At 45.1% G+C, this 15,830-nt stretch carries 14 protein-coding genes; 4 read left to right on the top strand and 10 right to left on the bottom strand.

The genetic code is table 11. The features are described 5' to 3' along the window. Positions 1-13 precede the first annotated feature (13 nt). The 4 genes from rpsA to VGD82_RS11920 all read right to left on the bottom strand — a co-directional run bounded on the left by rpsA (position 14) and on the right by VGD82_RS11920 (position 4,721). Complete coding sequence (rpsA, locus tag VGD82_RS11935; protein WP_209308718.1) at positions 14-1,516, bottom strand: 30S ribosomal protein S1; 1,503 nt, start codon at positions 1,514-1,516, stop codon at positions 14-16. 315 nt (positions 1,517-1,831) lie between these two features. Continuing rightward, positions 1,832-2,509: a (d)CMP kinase gene (gene cmk, locus VGD82_RS11930; RefSeq protein WP_331020609.1), complete on the bottom strand. Its 678-nt coding sequence runs from the start codon at positions 2,507-2,509 to the stop codon at positions 1,832-1,834. Positions 2,510-2,553: 44 nt separating this feature from the next. Beyond that, complete coding sequence (gene aroA, locus VGD82_RS11925; protein ID WP_331020608.1) at positions 2,554-3,834, bottom strand: 3-phosphoshikimate 1-carboxyvinyltransferase; 1,281 nt, start codon at positions 3,832-3,834, stop codon at positions 2,554-2,556. Between the two features lie 20 nt (positions 3,835-3,854). After that, a complete protein-coding gene (locus tag VGD82_RS11920; protein WP_331020607.1) occupies positions 3,855-4,721 on the bottom strand; it encodes a prephenate dehydrogenase in 867 nt (288 codons plus the stop codon). Positions 4,722-4,921: 200 nt separating this feature from the next. Between VGD82_RS11920 and VGD82_RS11915 the strand changes: the two genes are divergently transcribed. The 3 genes from VGD82_RS11915 to VGD82_RS11905 are packed head-to-tail and all read left to right on the top strand — an operon-like array spanning position 4,922 to position 9,434. Next, entirely contained in the window at positions 4,922-5,374 is a 453-nt protein-coding gene (locus VGD82_RS11915; RefSeq protein WP_331020606.1) for a substrate-binding domain-containing protein, read from the top strand. Beyond that, positions 5,346-6,584 carry a porin gene (locus VGD82_RS11910; RefSeq protein WP_331020605.1) on the top strand — a complete coding sequence of 413 codons (1,239 nt, stop codon included), beginning with the start codon at positions 5,346-5,348 and terminating at the stop codon, positions 6,582-6,584. The genes VGD82_RS11915 and VGD82_RS11910 overlap by 29 nt, the downstream gene beginning before the upstream one ends. A gap of 15 nt (positions 6,585-6,599) precedes the next feature. Further along, on the top strand, positions 6,600-9,434 hold the full coding sequence (locus VGD82_RS11905; protein WP_331020604.1) for a bifunctional diguanylate cyclase/phosphodiesterase: 2,835 nt from the start codon (positions 6,600-6,602) through the stop codon (positions 9,432-9,434). A gap of 67 nt (positions 9,435-9,501) precedes the next feature. Here VGD82_RS11905 and VGD82_RS11900 read toward each other — a convergent pair whose 3' ends face one another. The 6 genes from VGD82_RS11900 to VGD82_RS11875 form a co-directional block, all read right to left on the bottom strand. Then, positions 9,502-10,245, bottom strand: a complete 744-nt coding sequence (locus tag VGD82_RS11900) for an arginyltransferase (protein ID WP_331020603.1) — start codon at positions 10,243-10,245, stop codon at positions 9,502-9,504. A 21-nt stretch (positions 10,246-10,266) separates the two neighbouring features. Continuing rightward, the gene (aat, locus tag VGD82_RS11895; protein ID WP_331020602.1) at positions 10,267-10,974 is read right to left on the bottom strand and encodes a leucyl/phenylalanyl-tRNA--protein transferase; all 708 of its coding nucleotides are present in this window, start codon (positions 10,972-10,974) and stop codon (positions 10,267-10,269) included. A 137-nt stretch (positions 10,975-11,111) separates the two neighbouring features. Further along, the gene (locus VGD82_RS11890) at positions 11,112-11,606 is read right to left on the bottom strand and encodes a GNAT family N-acetyltransferase (protein ID WP_331020601.1); all 495 of its coding nucleotides are present in this window, start codon (positions 11,604-11,606) and stop codon (positions 11,112-11,114) included. Positions 11,607-11,733: 127 nt separating this feature from the next. Next, positions 11,734-12,117, bottom strand: coding sequence for a TfoX/Sxy family protein (locus VGD82_RS11885; protein ID WP_331020600.1), 384 nt, complete (start codon positions 12,115-12,117; stop codon positions 11,734-11,736). 86 nt (positions 12,118-12,203) lie between these two features. Next, positions 12,204-12,716 (bottom strand): hypothetical protein, encoded by a 513-nt coding sequence (locus VGD82_RS11880; protein WP_331020599.1) that lies wholly within the window; start codon positions 12,714-12,716, stop codon positions 12,204-12,206. A 125-nt stretch (positions 12,717-12,841) separates the two neighbouring features. After that, positions 12,842-13,441, bottom strand: coding sequence for an exopolysaccharide biosynthesis protein (locus tag VGD82_RS11875; RefSeq protein WP_331020598.1), 600 nt, complete (start codon positions 13,439-13,441; stop codon positions 12,842-12,844). A gap of 237 nt (positions 13,442-13,678) precedes the next feature. Here VGD82_RS11875 and VGD82_RS11870 point away from each other — a divergent pair, with 237 nt between their 5' ends. Beyond that, positions 13,679-15,829: a YgiQ family radical SAM protein gene (locus VGD82_RS11870; RefSeq protein WP_331020597.1), complete on the top strand. Its 2,151-nt coding sequence runs from the start codon at positions 13,679-13,681 to the stop codon at positions 15,827-15,829. Position 15,830 lies beyond the last annotated feature (1 nt).

Raw genomic sequence — 15,830 nt, 5'->3', positions numbered from 1 at the left:
AATAACGGGCTAATTATTTCTTGCTGTCTAACTTGGCTTTTAATAGTGCACCAAGGTTAGTAGTACCAGCAGCCGCGCCATCATCTGGCAATTGAGCAGGTTCTTTTGATTTAGCAGATTTAGCTTTAGGTTTAGCATCTGATTTCTCTTCAGAAGTAGCACCTGAAGGGTCAGCAGTTAATTGTTTTACGCCTAAAGAAATGCGCTCTTTTTCAACATCAATTGCTAAGATCACAGCTTGTAATTCGTCACCTTTTTTAAAGTTACGAATTGCTTCTTCACCTGATTGTGCCCATGACAAATCAGATAAGTGAACTAAACCATCAATGCCGCCTGGCAAGCCAATGAACACACCGAAGTCTGTGATTGATTTGATTTGGCCTGAAACTTTGTCGCCTTTAGCGTGAGTTGCAGAGAAGTCATCCCAAGGGTTAGCTTGGCATTGTTTCATACCTAATGATAAACGACGACGTGCTTCGTCGATTTCAAGGATCATTACTTCAACTTCGTCGCCTAATTGAGCGATTTTGCCTGGGTGAATATTTTTGTTTGTCCAGTCCATTTCTGAAACGTGAACTAAACCTTCGATACCTGGTTCGATTTCAACGAATGCACCGTAGTCAGTCAAGTTAGAAACTTTACCGAACAAGCGTGTGCTTACTGGGTAACGGCGTGTTAATGCAACCCATGGGTCGTCGCCTAATTGTTTGATACCTAGTGAAACACGGTTTTTCTCTTGATCGAATTTCAATACTTTAGCTTCAACTTCTTCACCCACTGTTAATACTTCTGATGGGTGTTTTACACGACGCCATGCCAAGTCAGTGATGTGTAGCAAGCCATCGATGCCACCTAAGTCTACGAACGCGCCGTAGTCAGTAATATTTTTAACGATACCTTTAACAACAGCACCTTCAGCCAATGTACCTAGTAAAGCTTCGCGGTCAGCACCAGCAGAAACTTCCATTACAGCACGGCGTGAAACAACGATGTTGTTACGTTTACGGTCTAGTTTGATCACTTTCAAATCACACTCTTTGTTTTCGAATGGAGTAGTGTCTTTAACTGGACGTACGTCAACTAATGAACCTGGCAAGAATGCCATGATGCCGTTTACAGAAACGCGTAAACCGCCTTTAACTTTACCGCTTACGAAACCTTTGATGATGCGGCCTTCGTTCATTGCATCTTCAAGATCCAACCATGTTTCCATGCGTTTAGCTTTTTCGCGTGAAAGTACAGTTGAACCGAAGCCGTCTTCTAGCTTCTCAATTGCTACTTTAACAAAGTCGCCCACTTGAACTTCAAGTTCGCCTTGAGCATTACGGAATTCATCAGCGTTGATTACGCTTTCAGATTTAAGACCTGCGTTAACGATCACATGATCATTATCAACAGAAACAACTTCAGCAGTGATCACTTCGCCAGAACGCATTTCTTGGCGAGCTAAGCTTTCTTCAAAAAGCGCAGCAAAAGATTCCATAGATGAAGCAGTAGAATTAGAAGTAGAAGCCATTAATTAAAATTACCTAAAATATCCCACCTAGCAGTGGGGTAGTTAAAAAGCTACGCATCGGTGATGATGGGTAGGACGATACCGAGCTTATGCAGCCCAAAGATGGAATTATAACTAAAACATTGAAAAATAAAAGACTATTAATGAATTTTTACTAATATTTTTTATACTTTTTTCGTATAAAAATAGTTTTTAAGCACTATTTTTGGTGAAATCAATAGCTTGCAATGTAATCTTGATTTTATTTCGCAATAGCTGTCGTTTAAATTTTTCAGTGATACAGCCTAAGGCCTTGCTTTATATATGAGTGTGAACTTAGTTGTTACACTTTTTAAAAGCATCTAGCACGGTGCTAACTGCGTCCGCAATGCTTAAGTTGTCAGTTTCTAGCAAGATAGCATGTTCAGCCATTACTAATGGCGCACTTGCACGGCCTTTGTCTCTGGCATCGCGCTCTTGTAGGTCTTGCAGGATGTTTTCATAGTTTGCAGCTTGGTTTTTGCCTAACAGTTGCTTGTAGCGGCGTTCTGCTCTAATTTCAGTTGATGCTGTAAGAAATATTTTAAGCGGTGCAGATGGGAAAATGACTGTACCCATGTCACGGCCATCGGCAACCAAGCCCGGAGCCTGTAAAAAACTGTGTTGTAAATCGACTAAGGCCGCTCTCACCGGTGCATGTACAGCAACTTGCGATGCGCCTTTGCCCATGAGCTCGGTGCGAATCTCATTGGAGATATCTTGTCCGTTTAATAACACTTGGTCATGTATAAATTTGATTTGTAAGGATTTTGCGCATTCAGCTACTGCGTCAGCGTTATCCCAAGCGATGTTGTTTTGATACGCTGCGAACGCAACAAGGCGGTAGAGTGCGCCGGAATCCAGATAGGCAAAGCCTAGTTTGTCGGCAACCAATTGTGCCACTGTACCTTTACCGGAGGCAGAAGGGCCATCGATTGCAATGACTGGGATTGGATGCTCTTGCATATTATTCATTTGTAAAATTTATCGTATTGTTTGTAACTATCGGTATAGCGGGGTTATGACACCAGTTTTTTAAACTCAGTGAAATAGTTAGGGAAGGTTTTAGCTACACAGTTTGGATCATTAATAATGATAGGTACGTCGCCTAAGCTGACCAGTGAAAAGCACATAGCCATGCGGTGGTCATCATAGGTGTCAATTACTGCGTTTGGCACTAAGGCTGTCGGTGGTGTAATGGTAATGTAGTCTGCACCTTCTTCAACAACCGCGCCTACCTTGCGTAGCTCAGTTGCCATAGCGGCGATACGGTCAGTCTCTTTTACTCGCCAACTGGCGATGTTACGTAAAGTGCTAGTACCTTTTGCAAATAAAGCCACAATTGCAAGTGTCATCGCAGCATCCGGAATATGGTTGCAGTCAATATCGATAGTATTGATATTAGCTGCCTTAGTTGCCGTGATATGGTTATCGCCATAGCTGATATTGCCGCCCATCAGCGCTAGTGCATCTGCAAAGCGTACGTCACCCTGAATACTGTCTTTACCCAGGCCGGCAACTGTAACATTACCTGCGATGGCACCTGCAGCCAAGAAGTATGAGGCACTGGAGGCATCACCCTCTACAAAAATTTCTTGTGGGGCAATGTAATTGCAGTTGGCTGGAATGGTGAAGCTTTGCCAGCCGTTACGTGTTACTTGCACGCCAAACTTTGCCATTAGATTGAGCGTAATTTCAATATATGGCTTGGAGATTAACTCTCCCACCACCTCAATTGTGGCTTGCTGTTTGGTTAGTGGCAATGCCATCAGCAACGCAGTAAGAAACTGACTGGAAACGTCACCGCGAATTTTAATCGGTTTAGATAAGTCTATTTTAGGAGCAGCAATTTTTAGCGGTGGGTAGCTATCGTTACCTAAATATTGGATATCAGCACCGGCCTGTTTTAACGCATCGACCAAATCGCCAATTGGGCGCTCATGCATGCGTGCAACCCCAGACAGTTCATAGTTGCCGCCGACTAAGGCTAAGGCGGCAGTGAGCGGCCTGAAAGCGGTGCCCGCATTACCTAAAAATAAATTAGCTTCTTTATTTGGGAAATTGCCGCCACAGCCAGTTACACGCCATGCGTTATCAGCAAAGTTTTCTAGCTTTACGCCTAAGGTCTCTAGCGCTTCAAGCATGCGGGAGGTGTCGTCTGACGCCAGTACATCACGGATTTCTGTAGTGCCATTAGCGAGCGCTGCAAGTAACAGTGTGCGATTAGAAATGCTTTTTGAGCCGGGTAGGGTAAGCGTGCCCTGTGCCTGATGGCCTGCGGCCAGTGTGAGTTGTTCCATAATTAATTCTTTATTGTAGATTATTGCTCTTTAAGCTTTGCCCAGTTGTTACGCGCAGTACTGGCGCGATCGAACAGCGCATGTAGTGCATCGCCGTCACTGAGTTCCAGCATTTGTTTTAATCGCGATAGTTCATCTTGGTATGCCGTGATTTCATTCAGCAGGGCAGTTCTATTAGCTAGGCTGATATCGCGCCACATTTCGGGGTGGCTGCCGGCAATACGAGTAAAGTCTCTAAAGCCGCTGGCGGCAAAACCAAATAACTGCTCTGCATTTTGGCGTGATGCAATATCGTCTACCAGTGCAAATGCCAGTAAATGTGGCAGATGGCTGACTGCGGCAAAAATACTGTCATGCGTTGCTGCTGGCATCTCGGTGACGTTGGCGCCACAATGTTGCCATAACTCGCGCACACGTTGCACTGCATCGGCGTTGGTTGCCTCGGTTGGTGTTAGCACCACATTTTTATTGCGATACAAATCAGTAGTGGCGGCAGTGACGCCACTTTTCTCCGCGCCTGCAATTGGATGGCCGCCCACAAACTGACTAAATTGCTCGCCTAATATTTCCTGTGCGCAGGCAAGTACATCACTTTTAGTGCTGCCTGCGTCGGTAATTACTGTGTTTGCTGCTAAAGCTGGTTTGATGGCAGTGAGGATGCTTGCTGTTTGTGCTACTGGTGCGGCTACTAGCACGATATCGGCATTGTGTACTGCTTGACTGACGTCGTTGCAGGCAACGTCTATCACCCCTAAATCCAGTGCGGATTGTAAACTCTCAGTGGAACGACCCACTCCTGTAATTTGTGCCGCACTCCCTGCTTTTTTTAAAGCGAGTGCAACCGAGCCGCCAATAAGGCCCACACCAAAGATAACGATTTTTTTCAATTTTTTTAAGGTAATTTACGACAATTAATAATCGCAATTGTATCATTGTTGTAATTGCCCAGAATCATGGTGCTATTTTTTGTTTTTGCTGCCACGGAGAAATGCTTGAAATCATTAAGTTTGATTCGTGATTTTTTTGTGGCGTTATTTAAATATCTCAGTAATAATTGGTAGAAATATTCTGCACAAAGTAAATAATAATGAGAATTTGGCAGCTAATAATATTTATACAAATTGTAATCTTCTTTTCCCCACCAGCGCTTGCTGCCAGCGTTGATGCTAATGCTGGCTCAAAAGTCGCTGTCATTGCTTCCTCATCATTTAACCCAGGTGCCATCAGCGCCAATACACTGCGCGCTATTTTTGTGATGAACCAGACAAAGTGGAGTGATGGCACACCAGTAAAGGTCTATGTTTTTTCAGATTCAAATCCCACACATGAAGTTTTTAGCAAAGAAGTGTTGAAGTTTTTCCCACGACAGCTCAGGCGGGCTTGGGACCGACAGGTATTTGCAGGGTTAGGGCAGTATCCTGAGCAAGTATCATCTACACAAGAAATGCTCGCGAAAGTGAAAGCTACGCCTGGTAGCGTAGGTTATCTGTTGTTGCAAGAGGTGAACCAAGATGTACGCATACTTCAAATATCGCAATAGACCTTGCCTTGGCCCATCTTGCACCAAGCCATTATTGGCGAGATGGATGCTCGCGTTTTCTGTGTTGGTGTCCAGCGCAGCAGGTGCGGTTGATATGCATGATGGCAAACTGCAGCTACATGGCTTTATTACACAGGGGATGGTGAATACTACAGGCAACAATTTTTTGGGTAAAAGCCGCGATGATATTAGCTATGATTTTCGTGAGGTTGGTTTAAATGCCACCTATCGTGCGTTACCTCAGTTGCAGTTCTCAACACAGTTGATTTCGCGCAAAGCAGGTGAAAACGATAATGGCGAGCTGCGGGTTGGGCATGCCTTTGTTGATTGGACCGTAGCTGCTGGTGATTGGGGTAGTTCTGGCGTACGTGTGGGTAGGGTGAGAGTGCCTTATGGGCTTTATGCTGAAACTGGTGATGTTGCTTTTACCCGTGATTCCGCTATTTTGCCGCAGCCTATTTATTTTGATGTGACGCGCCGCTTGCAAAAGTCAGCAGATGGTTTATCGCTTTATCATAACGCGGTTTCTGACTATGGTAATTTTGGCATCAAATATTACTTGGGCTACCCACAGGCAGATGGCAAATCGACCGAGGCCACCTTCTTAGGTAAGGATATGCCAGGTCGATTAGACTCTAAATTGACGCAGTTAGTGAACTTCTCATTTGATAGTAATAACGGTCAGTGGCGGCTTGGATTTACAGCAGCCAACGTCAAATTAGAATACGACAGAAAAGCTACTGACTATTTGTCTAGTGGCGATATTCACTTGGTGCCTTACCTGTTATCAGCACAATATAATGCTGAAAAATGGAGCCTGACTGCCGAGTACTTACTGGAGTTTCTTGAGTTTAAAGGGTTTGGTCCGCTCATGGATAGTAAAACAAGTGCAGATGGCTTTTATGTGCAAGCGGCCTACCGCCCAGCCTCCAAGTGGGAGGTTTTCACTCGCTATGATGCTTTTTATAGAGACCGTTCAGACCGACATGGAAGGGAATGGCAAGCGACGACAGGGCTACCGGACTTTATGCAATATAGTAAAGATTGGTCAGCTGGTGTACGTTATGACGTGAACGAAAGTTTTAGCTTACGTGCCGAGGCCCATCGAATCAATGGTGCTGGCTGGCTATCTCCACTAGAAAACTCAAATCCTGCCGCACTGGAAAAAAACTGGGATATGTTGATTTTGCTTGCTTCTTATCGCTTTTAAAGCTCAGCCTGAATCATGATGTCACTAAGAAAAAATCCAGATATATTCTTTAGCCTTAAATGGAAGATTATGGCTTTGTTAGGCCTGGCTTTCGTGACGCTGACCTTGTTGTTGATTAGTTGGGCTTATCTCAGTCAAGCAGAACGTTTGAAGCATGAGCGTGATGTTGTGCATGCGCGCTACCTCTTGCAGTTTAAGGCTATGCTGGCAGACTTCTCGTTAAAAACTTCGCAAGTTTCTTCATTAGTGGCAACCATGGTGAGTGTGGACGCTACGCTGGCAACAAAGGGTACTACTAATTCCAAATGGTTGGGGCCTCGTGTAAGCTCTGCGCTGGCTTCTTTACAGTTGGATTATGGTTTAGAGTCAATCCGTATTTACGACCAGCATCAGCATATGCTGGCGGAATGGGCAGGTTTACGGCAGCAAAATGCATTGGAAGCGCAGCAAGTTGCCGAGGCGATTCGGCAAGAGTCCAGCCTCACATGGATAGATTGCACTGAAGTCTGCCTGCAGTATGCCACAACGCCTATGCTCACTAATGGCAAGGTGAGTGGTGCGGTCGTGGTCGCATCCTCAATGGCCGATCTAATCTTATCGTTTAACCGTTTTTCTGGCGCTGATGTTGGTTTTGTTCTGCAAAGTCAAGCAGGTCAATACCAAAATGCTTTGCCCAAGCTAGGTTTGCGTATTGCTGGGCTATCCAATGCCAATGCCAATTTACCTTTGTTACAGCAGTTAGAAAGTATTGCAGTGGATAAGGGTAAGCATGTTTGGCAACGCTTGGAATTTGCTGATAAATATTACGATGTGGTGTTTTTCCCGATTGAGCATAAATTAGTCAATGTGCCAGCCATGGTGGTGGTGATTGAGAATGTAACCACACAAGTGCTGGAGACCCATGAATCTACATTGCAGCGCTTAAAGTTTGGCTTTATTTTTGCAGTTTTCATGTTGCTAGCGATTTATCTTTTACTGAATAACCCATTAAAACGTATTACTGATGCAGTTAAAGCAATTCCGTTTTTAGGCCAGCGGCAGTTTGAAGCGGTACGTGCCCAAATTAAAATACGTAAAAATCCAGTACTGGTTGACGAGGTGGATCAGCTGGCAGAAGCTGCGCTAGAGCTGACCGACCGCCTGCAATCACTTGAAAAAGATGCGAGCCTGCATCAATCTGAAATTTTAGATATGTTAGGCCGTATCACGCAGGCGAATGCATTTTCGGAGCGCATTTTAGATACAGCCCAAGTAGTAATTGTGACGCAGGACGAGGATGGAAAAGTAACTAGTATCAATCATTATGGTGAACACTTACTAGGCTGGGACGAGCGCAGTTTACAAGGTAAATCTCTAATCAATGCATTTGAGAAGCCAGACGCACGTGGGCAGTTGCATCAAGTGTATCAGGGCATTATTTCAAACAGCATTGACTATCATTATCACGAGTGTGCCGTGCTATGTAACCATGATGTGAAGCGCGAAATAGCATGGCATCACTCCCGTATGGATGGAGAGCAGGTACAGATTCTCTCGGTAGGGGTTGATATTACTCTACGTAAAAGAAGTGAGGAGAAGAGTCTGTATCTGGCAGAGCATGATCAGCTTACCGGTTTAATCAATCGCCAGCGCTTTATGCAGGAAATAGAAGCTGCAGTCGTGAGGCTGGATGGAACTGACGCCTGCGATGCTTTGCTTTATCTGGATTTGGATGGATTTAAGTACATTAACGATATTTCAGGGCATACGGCTGGCGATATGGTGTTGCGCACAGTGGCGGACATCTTGTCCAATATCTGCGGTACACAGGACATTCTGGCGCGGCTAGGTGGTGATGAGATGGGTATCTTGATGCGAGATTGTGATTTGCCAAGGGCAATCAAGCTTGCTGAAGAGATTAACCGTCAGTTGGGAGAAATTAAGTATCCTGGGCTGGCGGGCGACCACCATATCACGGCGAGTATTGGTATTGTGGCAGTGAGTGCTAATAACCATGATGCTAAGCGCTTACTGGCTAATGCTGATATTGCCATGTATCAGGCTAAATTAACCGGTAGCGCACGTATGCACGTGTTTTCTGAAGGTGAACATTTGCAGCAAAAGCTTGAGCAGAAAGTGCTGTGGGAAGACCGTATTAAACAGGCGCTGCGTGATCAAAGCTTTATCATGCAGTATCAGCCTATTCTGGATATTCATCAAAATGTAATTAGTCACTACGAAGCACTGGTACGCATGGTGGATGAAAACGGGGTAATGGTGCCGCCGGGCGAGTTTATTGAGTTTGCCGAACGCTCAGGGTTAATCAAACAAATAGATCATTACGTTGTGCGCACTGTCATCAAACGCTGGGCAGAATTGTTGGCTGAAGGTAAAGATCGTAAAGTAGCCATTAATCTTTCTGGGCACAGTATGAACGATGAAAACATGCTGACACTACTGCAAAGCCTATTTTTGCAACACCCAGAATTGCCTTCACATATTATTTTTGAAATTACAGAAACTGCGGCTGTGGCTGACTTTGCAACAGCACAAGCATTTATTGAAACGATACGCGCTTTAGGCTGCGCTTTCTCATTAGATGATTTTGGTGTTGGCTTTTCGTCTTTTTACTACGTGAAGCACTTCCCTGTGGACTATGTGAAGATTGACGGTTCTTTTATCCGCAATCTTGCCGATAGTACAGATGACCAAATATTTGTAAGGGCACTAACCGAGGTAGCTCGCGGCTTTGGTAAGCGCACGGTGGCAGAATTTGTAGGTGATCAGCGCTGCCTCACGCTACTAAGAAGCTATGGTGTTGATTACGCACAAGGCTACTTTATTGGTAAGCCGGCAAATGAAGTAGTGTAAGTGTTGTTATGCTGTATGTAGTAGCAACCAATTGACTTCTTAGTGGTATTGGGTATTTAGCAGAGATTTAACGCCACTCACCATCTATCAGTTTTTCCAGCGGTTTGTAATTTTGCTTATAAGCCATTTTTCTGCTGTCTTTAATCCAGTACCCTAAATACAGGTAGGGTAAGCCTAAAGTTTGCGCCCATAATGACTGCCATAAAACGTTGTAGGTGCCATAGCTGCTTGTACTGTCGCTGGTATCGTAAAAAGTGTAAACGGCAGATATACCATCACGCACAATATCGATAACACTGACCATTTTTAGCTGCTCGCCTTCTCTAAACTCAACGAGAACGCTTTCTACGTTAGATTGGCATAAAAAACTCTGATACTGCTCAACATCATTTTCTTGCGAGTCTGAGTCAGTTTCCATTTGATCTGCAGTTTTGTCATCACTATGGCGTGCGCGCTGATAGCTCGCATAGAGCGCATAATGTTCTTCATGATAGCCTACTGGCAGTATTGTGGTGATGAGGTTTTGGTGCTGTTTAAACGCACGTTTTTGGCTGCGGTTAGGGCTGAATTTTTCTAAAACAACTCTTACCGGCACGCACTCTTGGCAGTTTTCGCAATGCGGCCTGTAGGAGAACTTTCCGCTACGTCTGAAGCCTTGTTGAATCAAGCCACTGTATACGTTTGCATCCACCAGGTGCTGCGGCGCGGCAATCAGGCTTTGTGCCATTCGGTTAGGCAGGTAGCCGCAGGTGTAGCCAGTGGTGACGTAAAACTGCAGTTTGTGCAGCGGTGTATCGCTAGGTAAACTCATGGTAAAAGTATAACCCTATTTTTACTCTGTGTTGCTTGGACTGCTCTGGGTTAATGTAGATAATTGCGATGCAAATTCCGCACGGTCAATTTCTCTTGCGCCAAGGCTAACTAGATGCGCTGTTTTCATCTGGCAGTCAATCAGGCCAATGCCTAGCGCTGTTAGGTGCTGCACCAAACTCACAAATGCAACCTTGGAAGCATCTGTTTTGTGGTGAAACATACTCTCACCATAAAACATGCGGCCTATGTGCACCCCGTAACAGCCGCCAACCAACTCACCCTCAAAATAAGACTCAGCTGAAATCGCAAATCCGGCTTCATGCAGCCTGCAGTAAGCATCAATAATATCCTGTGTAATCCAAGTGCCGGCTTGTTCGCCGCGTGGGGTGTTGCTGCAATCCGTAATGACTGCACGAAATTGCGTGTTGAACCTTACCTCAAATGTTTTTTTCTTGAGCGTTTTTTGTAGTGAATTGGATATTTTTAATTCACTAGGAAAAAGCACCATGCGTGGGTTAGGGCTCCACCATAAAATAGGCTCATCCTCGCTAAACCAGGGGAAAATACCTTGATGATAAGCCGCTAATAGGCGTGGCAGCGAGAGGTCGCCGCCAATCGCGATTAATCCATTAGGCTCGTTAAGGGCTTCAGTTAAAGGTGGAAAGTCACACTCACCATCTATACTGGCAACCCGACCATTAGGAAGTTGATAATAACCGTGGCTCATAAACTTAGTCTTGATTTGCTGGCTCTTGCCGTATTGTGCTGATAATGCACCATGTTGCGCATTATCATCTTAGAAGCGTTAATTAAATGTAAGTTTTGAATATAAAGTAATCACGCAGATTGATGAAGCTGTTTAGGCTACATTTTTACGATGCTTGCTTGAATGCTAGGTTTGCGGACCCTCTTTTCCAAAGATAAAACCTGAATGCCAGTGACCATAGGCTGGCCGACACCGGCAGACAATGGATATTCCTCTACCTGCCCGGTAAGAGCATAGCCGCGTCGTTCATAGAAAGCCAATAGTTCTGGCCGTAAAGATAGAACCGACACTTTGAGTACCGAAGCGTTGTAGTGTTCAATGGCATACGCCTCTGCATGTAGTAACATTTGCTTACCAATACCTTGCGTTTGCATTGTTGGGTTTGTCGCTAGCATGCCAATGTAAGTGCCGGACTGTCCACCTTGCACATGCACACACGCTACGATCTCTTGCCCAAGACGCAAGAGCAAAATCGTAGATTGTTCGTGAAATAGGGAAAGTACTTGTTCGGTAGATATTCTTTCACCAGCTATGAGGTTTGCTTCATGTGTCCAACCAGTCTCCTGTGCGGAAGGCCGATAAGCCCTGTTCACGAGGGCTGTAATTTCTTTAGCATCAGCTTCACAAGCGAAACTTAGTTCAAGTGGTAGGACTTTCATGATTTAATCTGGCTAACGTTTGAGTTAATGGGTGCCGTTAGGCGTTCCGCTTCAATGATGGTTAGATTTCTTGTTTATGGCGGCTTCGAACAGTCTTTGCTTTTGATGCGTTAGCACGTAGCGCGGCTTCAAATGAGCGACGTGCCCAGAGTGCAGCTTCATTGGCGTCCTCCAGTACGATTTCTGGAGCCTGATAGTAGGATAGCCCAATGATTTTTCCCTGTCGAACATACTCGAACTGGTTAAGCCCTTGATCCTTAAAATCAGCAGAGTTCTTTGCATCGGCCTTCAAGTACAGTGTGTCCTGAGAAATTAAACCGAACATGATTCCATCGTGATAAATACCATAGCCAGAGAACATGCGGCGCAAAGAGATTGGTCCGAACAGTCGAAAGACATCGGTCAAATGTTGTGCAAATTCGTCTGGTGAGGCTTGGGTGTGCATAGAGGTCTAACGTTAGGTAAGGAGGTATCTATAGACGGAACGCGAAAAGAACGATCCATTTGATCAAAGGGTTGGGCACCGCAACTCTAATCAAGGTTGAAAAACAAAAACGTGACTACTTCAGGAAGTGGTTCAAGAAGCCGTATCCTTACGGAGGTTCTTGTTTCCTCCACGCTCTCAAGCTTGACCTCGCCACTTCCGAAGTACTGAAGTGCAAACTTAGAGGTCAATGCGCTCATAAAATTAATGGTGAAATCTAAGTGCCCATTATCAGTCAATGAGGATACGTTTGATGAGTCAACAAATTGAAAAGATTTTGGTTTGAATTTGACGTAGGCAACAACCCATTGCTTCCCTGATACATCGACAAGCTTTTTATCAACCTCATTGATTCGTTCATCTTGAACTCTTAGAGCATCTTGGATTAGTGAGTTAACTTTAGTTTGCTCGGCTTCAGACCATGCAGTAGCACTGGCTCCAATTGCCCCGCCTATGTAAGGTGTTCCTCCGAGCAGACACATGAGGAAGCGGAGAACCTTTTGTGTTTTGCCGCCACTTAGTGCTTTTTGAAGTGAGGCCAACGGATTGCTATTGCTCATGTTGTTGCTCCTTCTGATTCCGATATTAAATTATTAATTAATAACTTACAAATACCCAAGGTATATTTGCCACTTAATATTTTCCGTACTAATTGTGCACATGAGTATCAGGTGCATTCACACTTTTAAAGTATTTTATAAAACGCTAACGCCTTTTCGCCAAAGTACCAAAGTGCAAAGAAGAATGCGCTGAAATAGATGGTGGTGACGACCAGCCAGAATAAAGCAATCAGGTACATTAAGCCGTCATCTTCGAGCTCGCCTATGCAATAAAACAAGATGGCTAGGCCAGGTAAAAAATTATTGAATGGTAATACACCAAACGGGATTGCCATTAACCCGCCGGCTGCCAGCAGGATAAAGCCGCCCATTTTTTGGCCGCGTATGCCTGCTGCAATAAAGGGGTAGCGTGGTTTGCTGATTTTTCTGCATAAGCCCAAAATCTCCAGGCAGACCTTGGCTAGCATTTTCCACGTGCTTTCACTAAATTCAATGGCTAGTATTTGTTTGGGCAATACCGGTGATTCGTGGCCATGTAGTAATTGCCAGCCCAGCGTGGCAAAGGCGACGCCACCCAGCACTGTGAATGGGCCTAACGGGATGGGCTGTAAAAACGGTAAAACCAAGATGATGCAGATAAAGGCGTAGCCAGCTTCGTCTAACGTGTCTAACGCTTCGCCCACGGCGAGTGGTTTGTCTCTGGATTTTTCTGCAAATTGATGCAAAGTTTTTACTAAATTTGCGTAGTCACACATAGTTTTTAGTAGGTTCTCATGGGCGGTTTATGCCTGTATTGTATGCAATATTGCGGGTGACTGTTACCAAAAATACTGCATTTAACTTGCCTAGTTTTAGTTTTGGTGTAATTGAACTATAAAAAAGCTTCTTAATCATATGATTAGCGCGTAAAATGCGCGCACTTTTATCGATTTATAGCAGATACCTTGGAACAATACTCAACAATGTTAGCAAAGCCTATTCCTAGCTATCGCCCTTATTGGGCGAAGCGGTTTGGGCCTGCGCCAATTTTACCGATGTCACGTGCCGAAATGGACGCCCTTGGCTGGGATAGTTGTGACATTATTTTGGTGACCGGGGATGCGTATATCGATCACCCCAGTTTTGGTATGGCGTTGGTGGGCCGCCTATTAGAGGCTCAGGGTTTTAGAGTCGGTATTATTGCGCAGCCGGATTGGCAAAATGCCAACGCATTTAAAGTGCTGGGCAAACCTAACCTTTATTTTGGGGTTACTGCTGGCAATATGGATAGTATGGTGAATCGCTATACTGCGGATAGAAAAATCCGTAGTGATGACGCTTATACGCCTGATGCTGCACCTAACAGACGCCCAGACCGCGCGGTGTTGGTATATAGCCAGCGCTGCCGTGAGGCTTATTCCGACGTGCCATTAGTGGTGGGTAGTATTGAGGCGAGCTTGCGCCGTATTGCGCATTATGACTATTGGTCAGATAAAGTGCGCCGTAGCATTTTAGTAGATTCTAAGGCCGATATTTTATTGTACGGCAACGCAGAGCGCGCATTGGTTGAGCTTAGCCACAGAATTGCTAAAGGCGAGAAAGTTGCTGATATTCAAGATATCCGCGGCACCGCCTTTTTACGTAAGAATATTCCAGAAGGTTGGAGTGAGATTGAAAGCACCAAGTTGGACCGTCCAGGTGCTGTAGATAAACCGGTAGACCCATATGAAATGAAAATGGGTAAATCTGACGCCAGTTGCGCAACGGACGAGGCTAAAAAAACCGAGTTGCCGGACGGTATTAAAGCCATTGAGATTGTGCCTAACCTTAGGTTAAAAGCGCCTAAAGCAGATAGAACTAAGCAAGTGGTACGTTTGCCTGCGTTTGAAGAGGTGGCGAATGACCCAGTGCTGTATGCGCATGCTTCAAGAGTATTGCACTTGGAGGCTAACCCGGGTAATGCGCGCGCTTTGGTACAAAAGCATGGCGATAGAGAAGTGTGGCTCAACCCGCCACCAATCCCGCTTACCACTAAAGAAATGGATTATGTGTACGACATGCCGTATGCACGTAAGCCGCACCCAGCTTATAAAGATGCCAAAATCCCAGCTTGGGAAATGATACGTTTCAGCGTAAACATTATGCGCGGCTGCTTTGGTGGCTGTACTTTCTGCAGTATTACCGAGCATGAAGGCCGCATTATTCAAAGCCGTTCTGAGGCTTCTATCTTGAAAGAGGTTGAAGAAATCCGCGATAAAGTGGATGGCTTTACCGGCGTGATTTCAGATTTGGGCGGGCCTACTGCCAATATGTATCGTATTGCATGTAAGTCTGAATCTATTGAGAAAAATTGCCGCAAGCTCAGCTGCGTTTACCCAAGCGTTTGCGAGAACTTGAATACCGACCATAGCGCGTTGATTCAACTGTACCGTAAAGCACGTGCGATTAAAGGCGTGAAGAAAATTCTCATTGGTTCTGGCTTGCGTTATGACCTAGCGGTGAAGTCGCCTGAGTATGTTAAAGAGCTGGTGCAGCACCATGTGGGTGGCTATCTGAAAATTGCGCCAGAGCACTCAGAAGAAAATGTGCTGAGCAAAATGATGAAACCAGGCATGGGTGCTTACGACGAATTTAAAGCCATGTTTGAGAAGTTCAGTGCAGAGGCGGGTAAGAAGCAGTATTTGATTCCATACTTTATTGCAGCGCACCCTGGCACAACTGATCTAGATATGCTGAACCTTGCATTATGGTTGAAGAAGTACGACTTTAAATTGGATCAAGTCCAAACCTTTACTCCTACGCCAATGGCGATGGCGACAGCGATGTATCACTCGGGCAAAAATCCATTACGTAAAGTGACGGCAGACTCGGATGAGGTGCCTATTCCTAAAGCGGGTAATGTGCGTAAATTGCATAAAGCGTTTATCCGCTATCATGACCCAAACAATTGGCCGATGCTACGTGAAGCATTGAAGAAAATGGGGCGTGACGACTTAATTGGTAGTGGCAAGCATTGTTTGATTCCTGCTTGGCAGCCGCTCTCAACTAAACCGGTGACCACGGTGCGTGGTGAGCAATTAGAGCGCACTGTACGACCTAGACGCACTACAGAGAAAAAGCGTAAGTACTCTTAAC

Source organism: Methylotenera sp., assembly GCF_036401095.1.
Taxonomy (GTDB): Bacteria; Pseudomonadota; Gammaproteobacteria; order Burkholderiales; family Methylophilaceae; genus Methylotenera.
Note: the sequence above shows the minus strand (reverse complement) of the source record. Positions and strands in the feature narration are given on the sequence as shown.

Bases quoted from the DNA above. Each gene is read 5' to 3' on its own strand.
- rpsA (WP_209308718.1), bottom strand. From the start codon at position 1,516: ATGGCTTCTACTTCTAATTCTACTGCTTCATCTATGGAATCTTTTGCT.
- cmk (WP_331020609.1), bottom strand. From the start codon at position 2,509: ATGAATAATATGCAAGAGCATCCAATCCCAGTCATTGCAATCGATGGC.
- aroA (WP_331020608.1), bottom strand. From the start codon at position 3,834: ATGGAACAACTCACACTGGCCGCAGGCCATCAGGCACAGGGCACGCTT.
- VGD82_RS11915 (WP_331020606.1), top strand. From the start codon at position 4,922: ATGAGAATTTGGCAGCTAATAATATTTATACAAATTGTAATCTTCTTT.
- VGD82_RS11910 (WP_331020605.1), top strand. From the start codon at position 5,346: ATGTACGCATACTTCAAATATCGCAATAGACCTTGCCTTGGCCCATCT.
- VGD82_RS11905 (WP_331020604.1), top strand. From the start codon at position 6,600: ATGATGTCACTAAGAAAAAATCCAGATATATTCTTTAGCCTTAAATGG.
- VGD82_RS11900 (WP_331020603.1), bottom strand. From the start codon at position 10,245: ATGAGTTTACCTAGCGATACACCGCTGCACAAACTGCAGTTTTACGTC.
- aat (WP_331020602.1), bottom strand. From the start codon at position 10,974: ATGAGCCACGGTTATTATCAACTTCCTAATGGTCGGGTTGCCAGTATA.
- VGD82_RS11885 (WP_331020600.1), bottom strand. From the start codon at position 12,117: ATGCACACCCAAGCCTCACCAGACGAATTTGCACAACATTTGACCGAT.
- VGD82_RS11880 (WP_331020599.1), bottom strand. From the start codon at position 12,716: ATGAGCAATAGCAATCCGTTGGCCTCACTTCAAAAAGCACTAAGTGGC.
- VGD82_RS11870 (WP_331020597.1), top strand. From the start codon at position 13,679: ATGTTAGCAAAGCCTATTCCTAGCTATCGCCCTTATTGGGCGAAGCGG.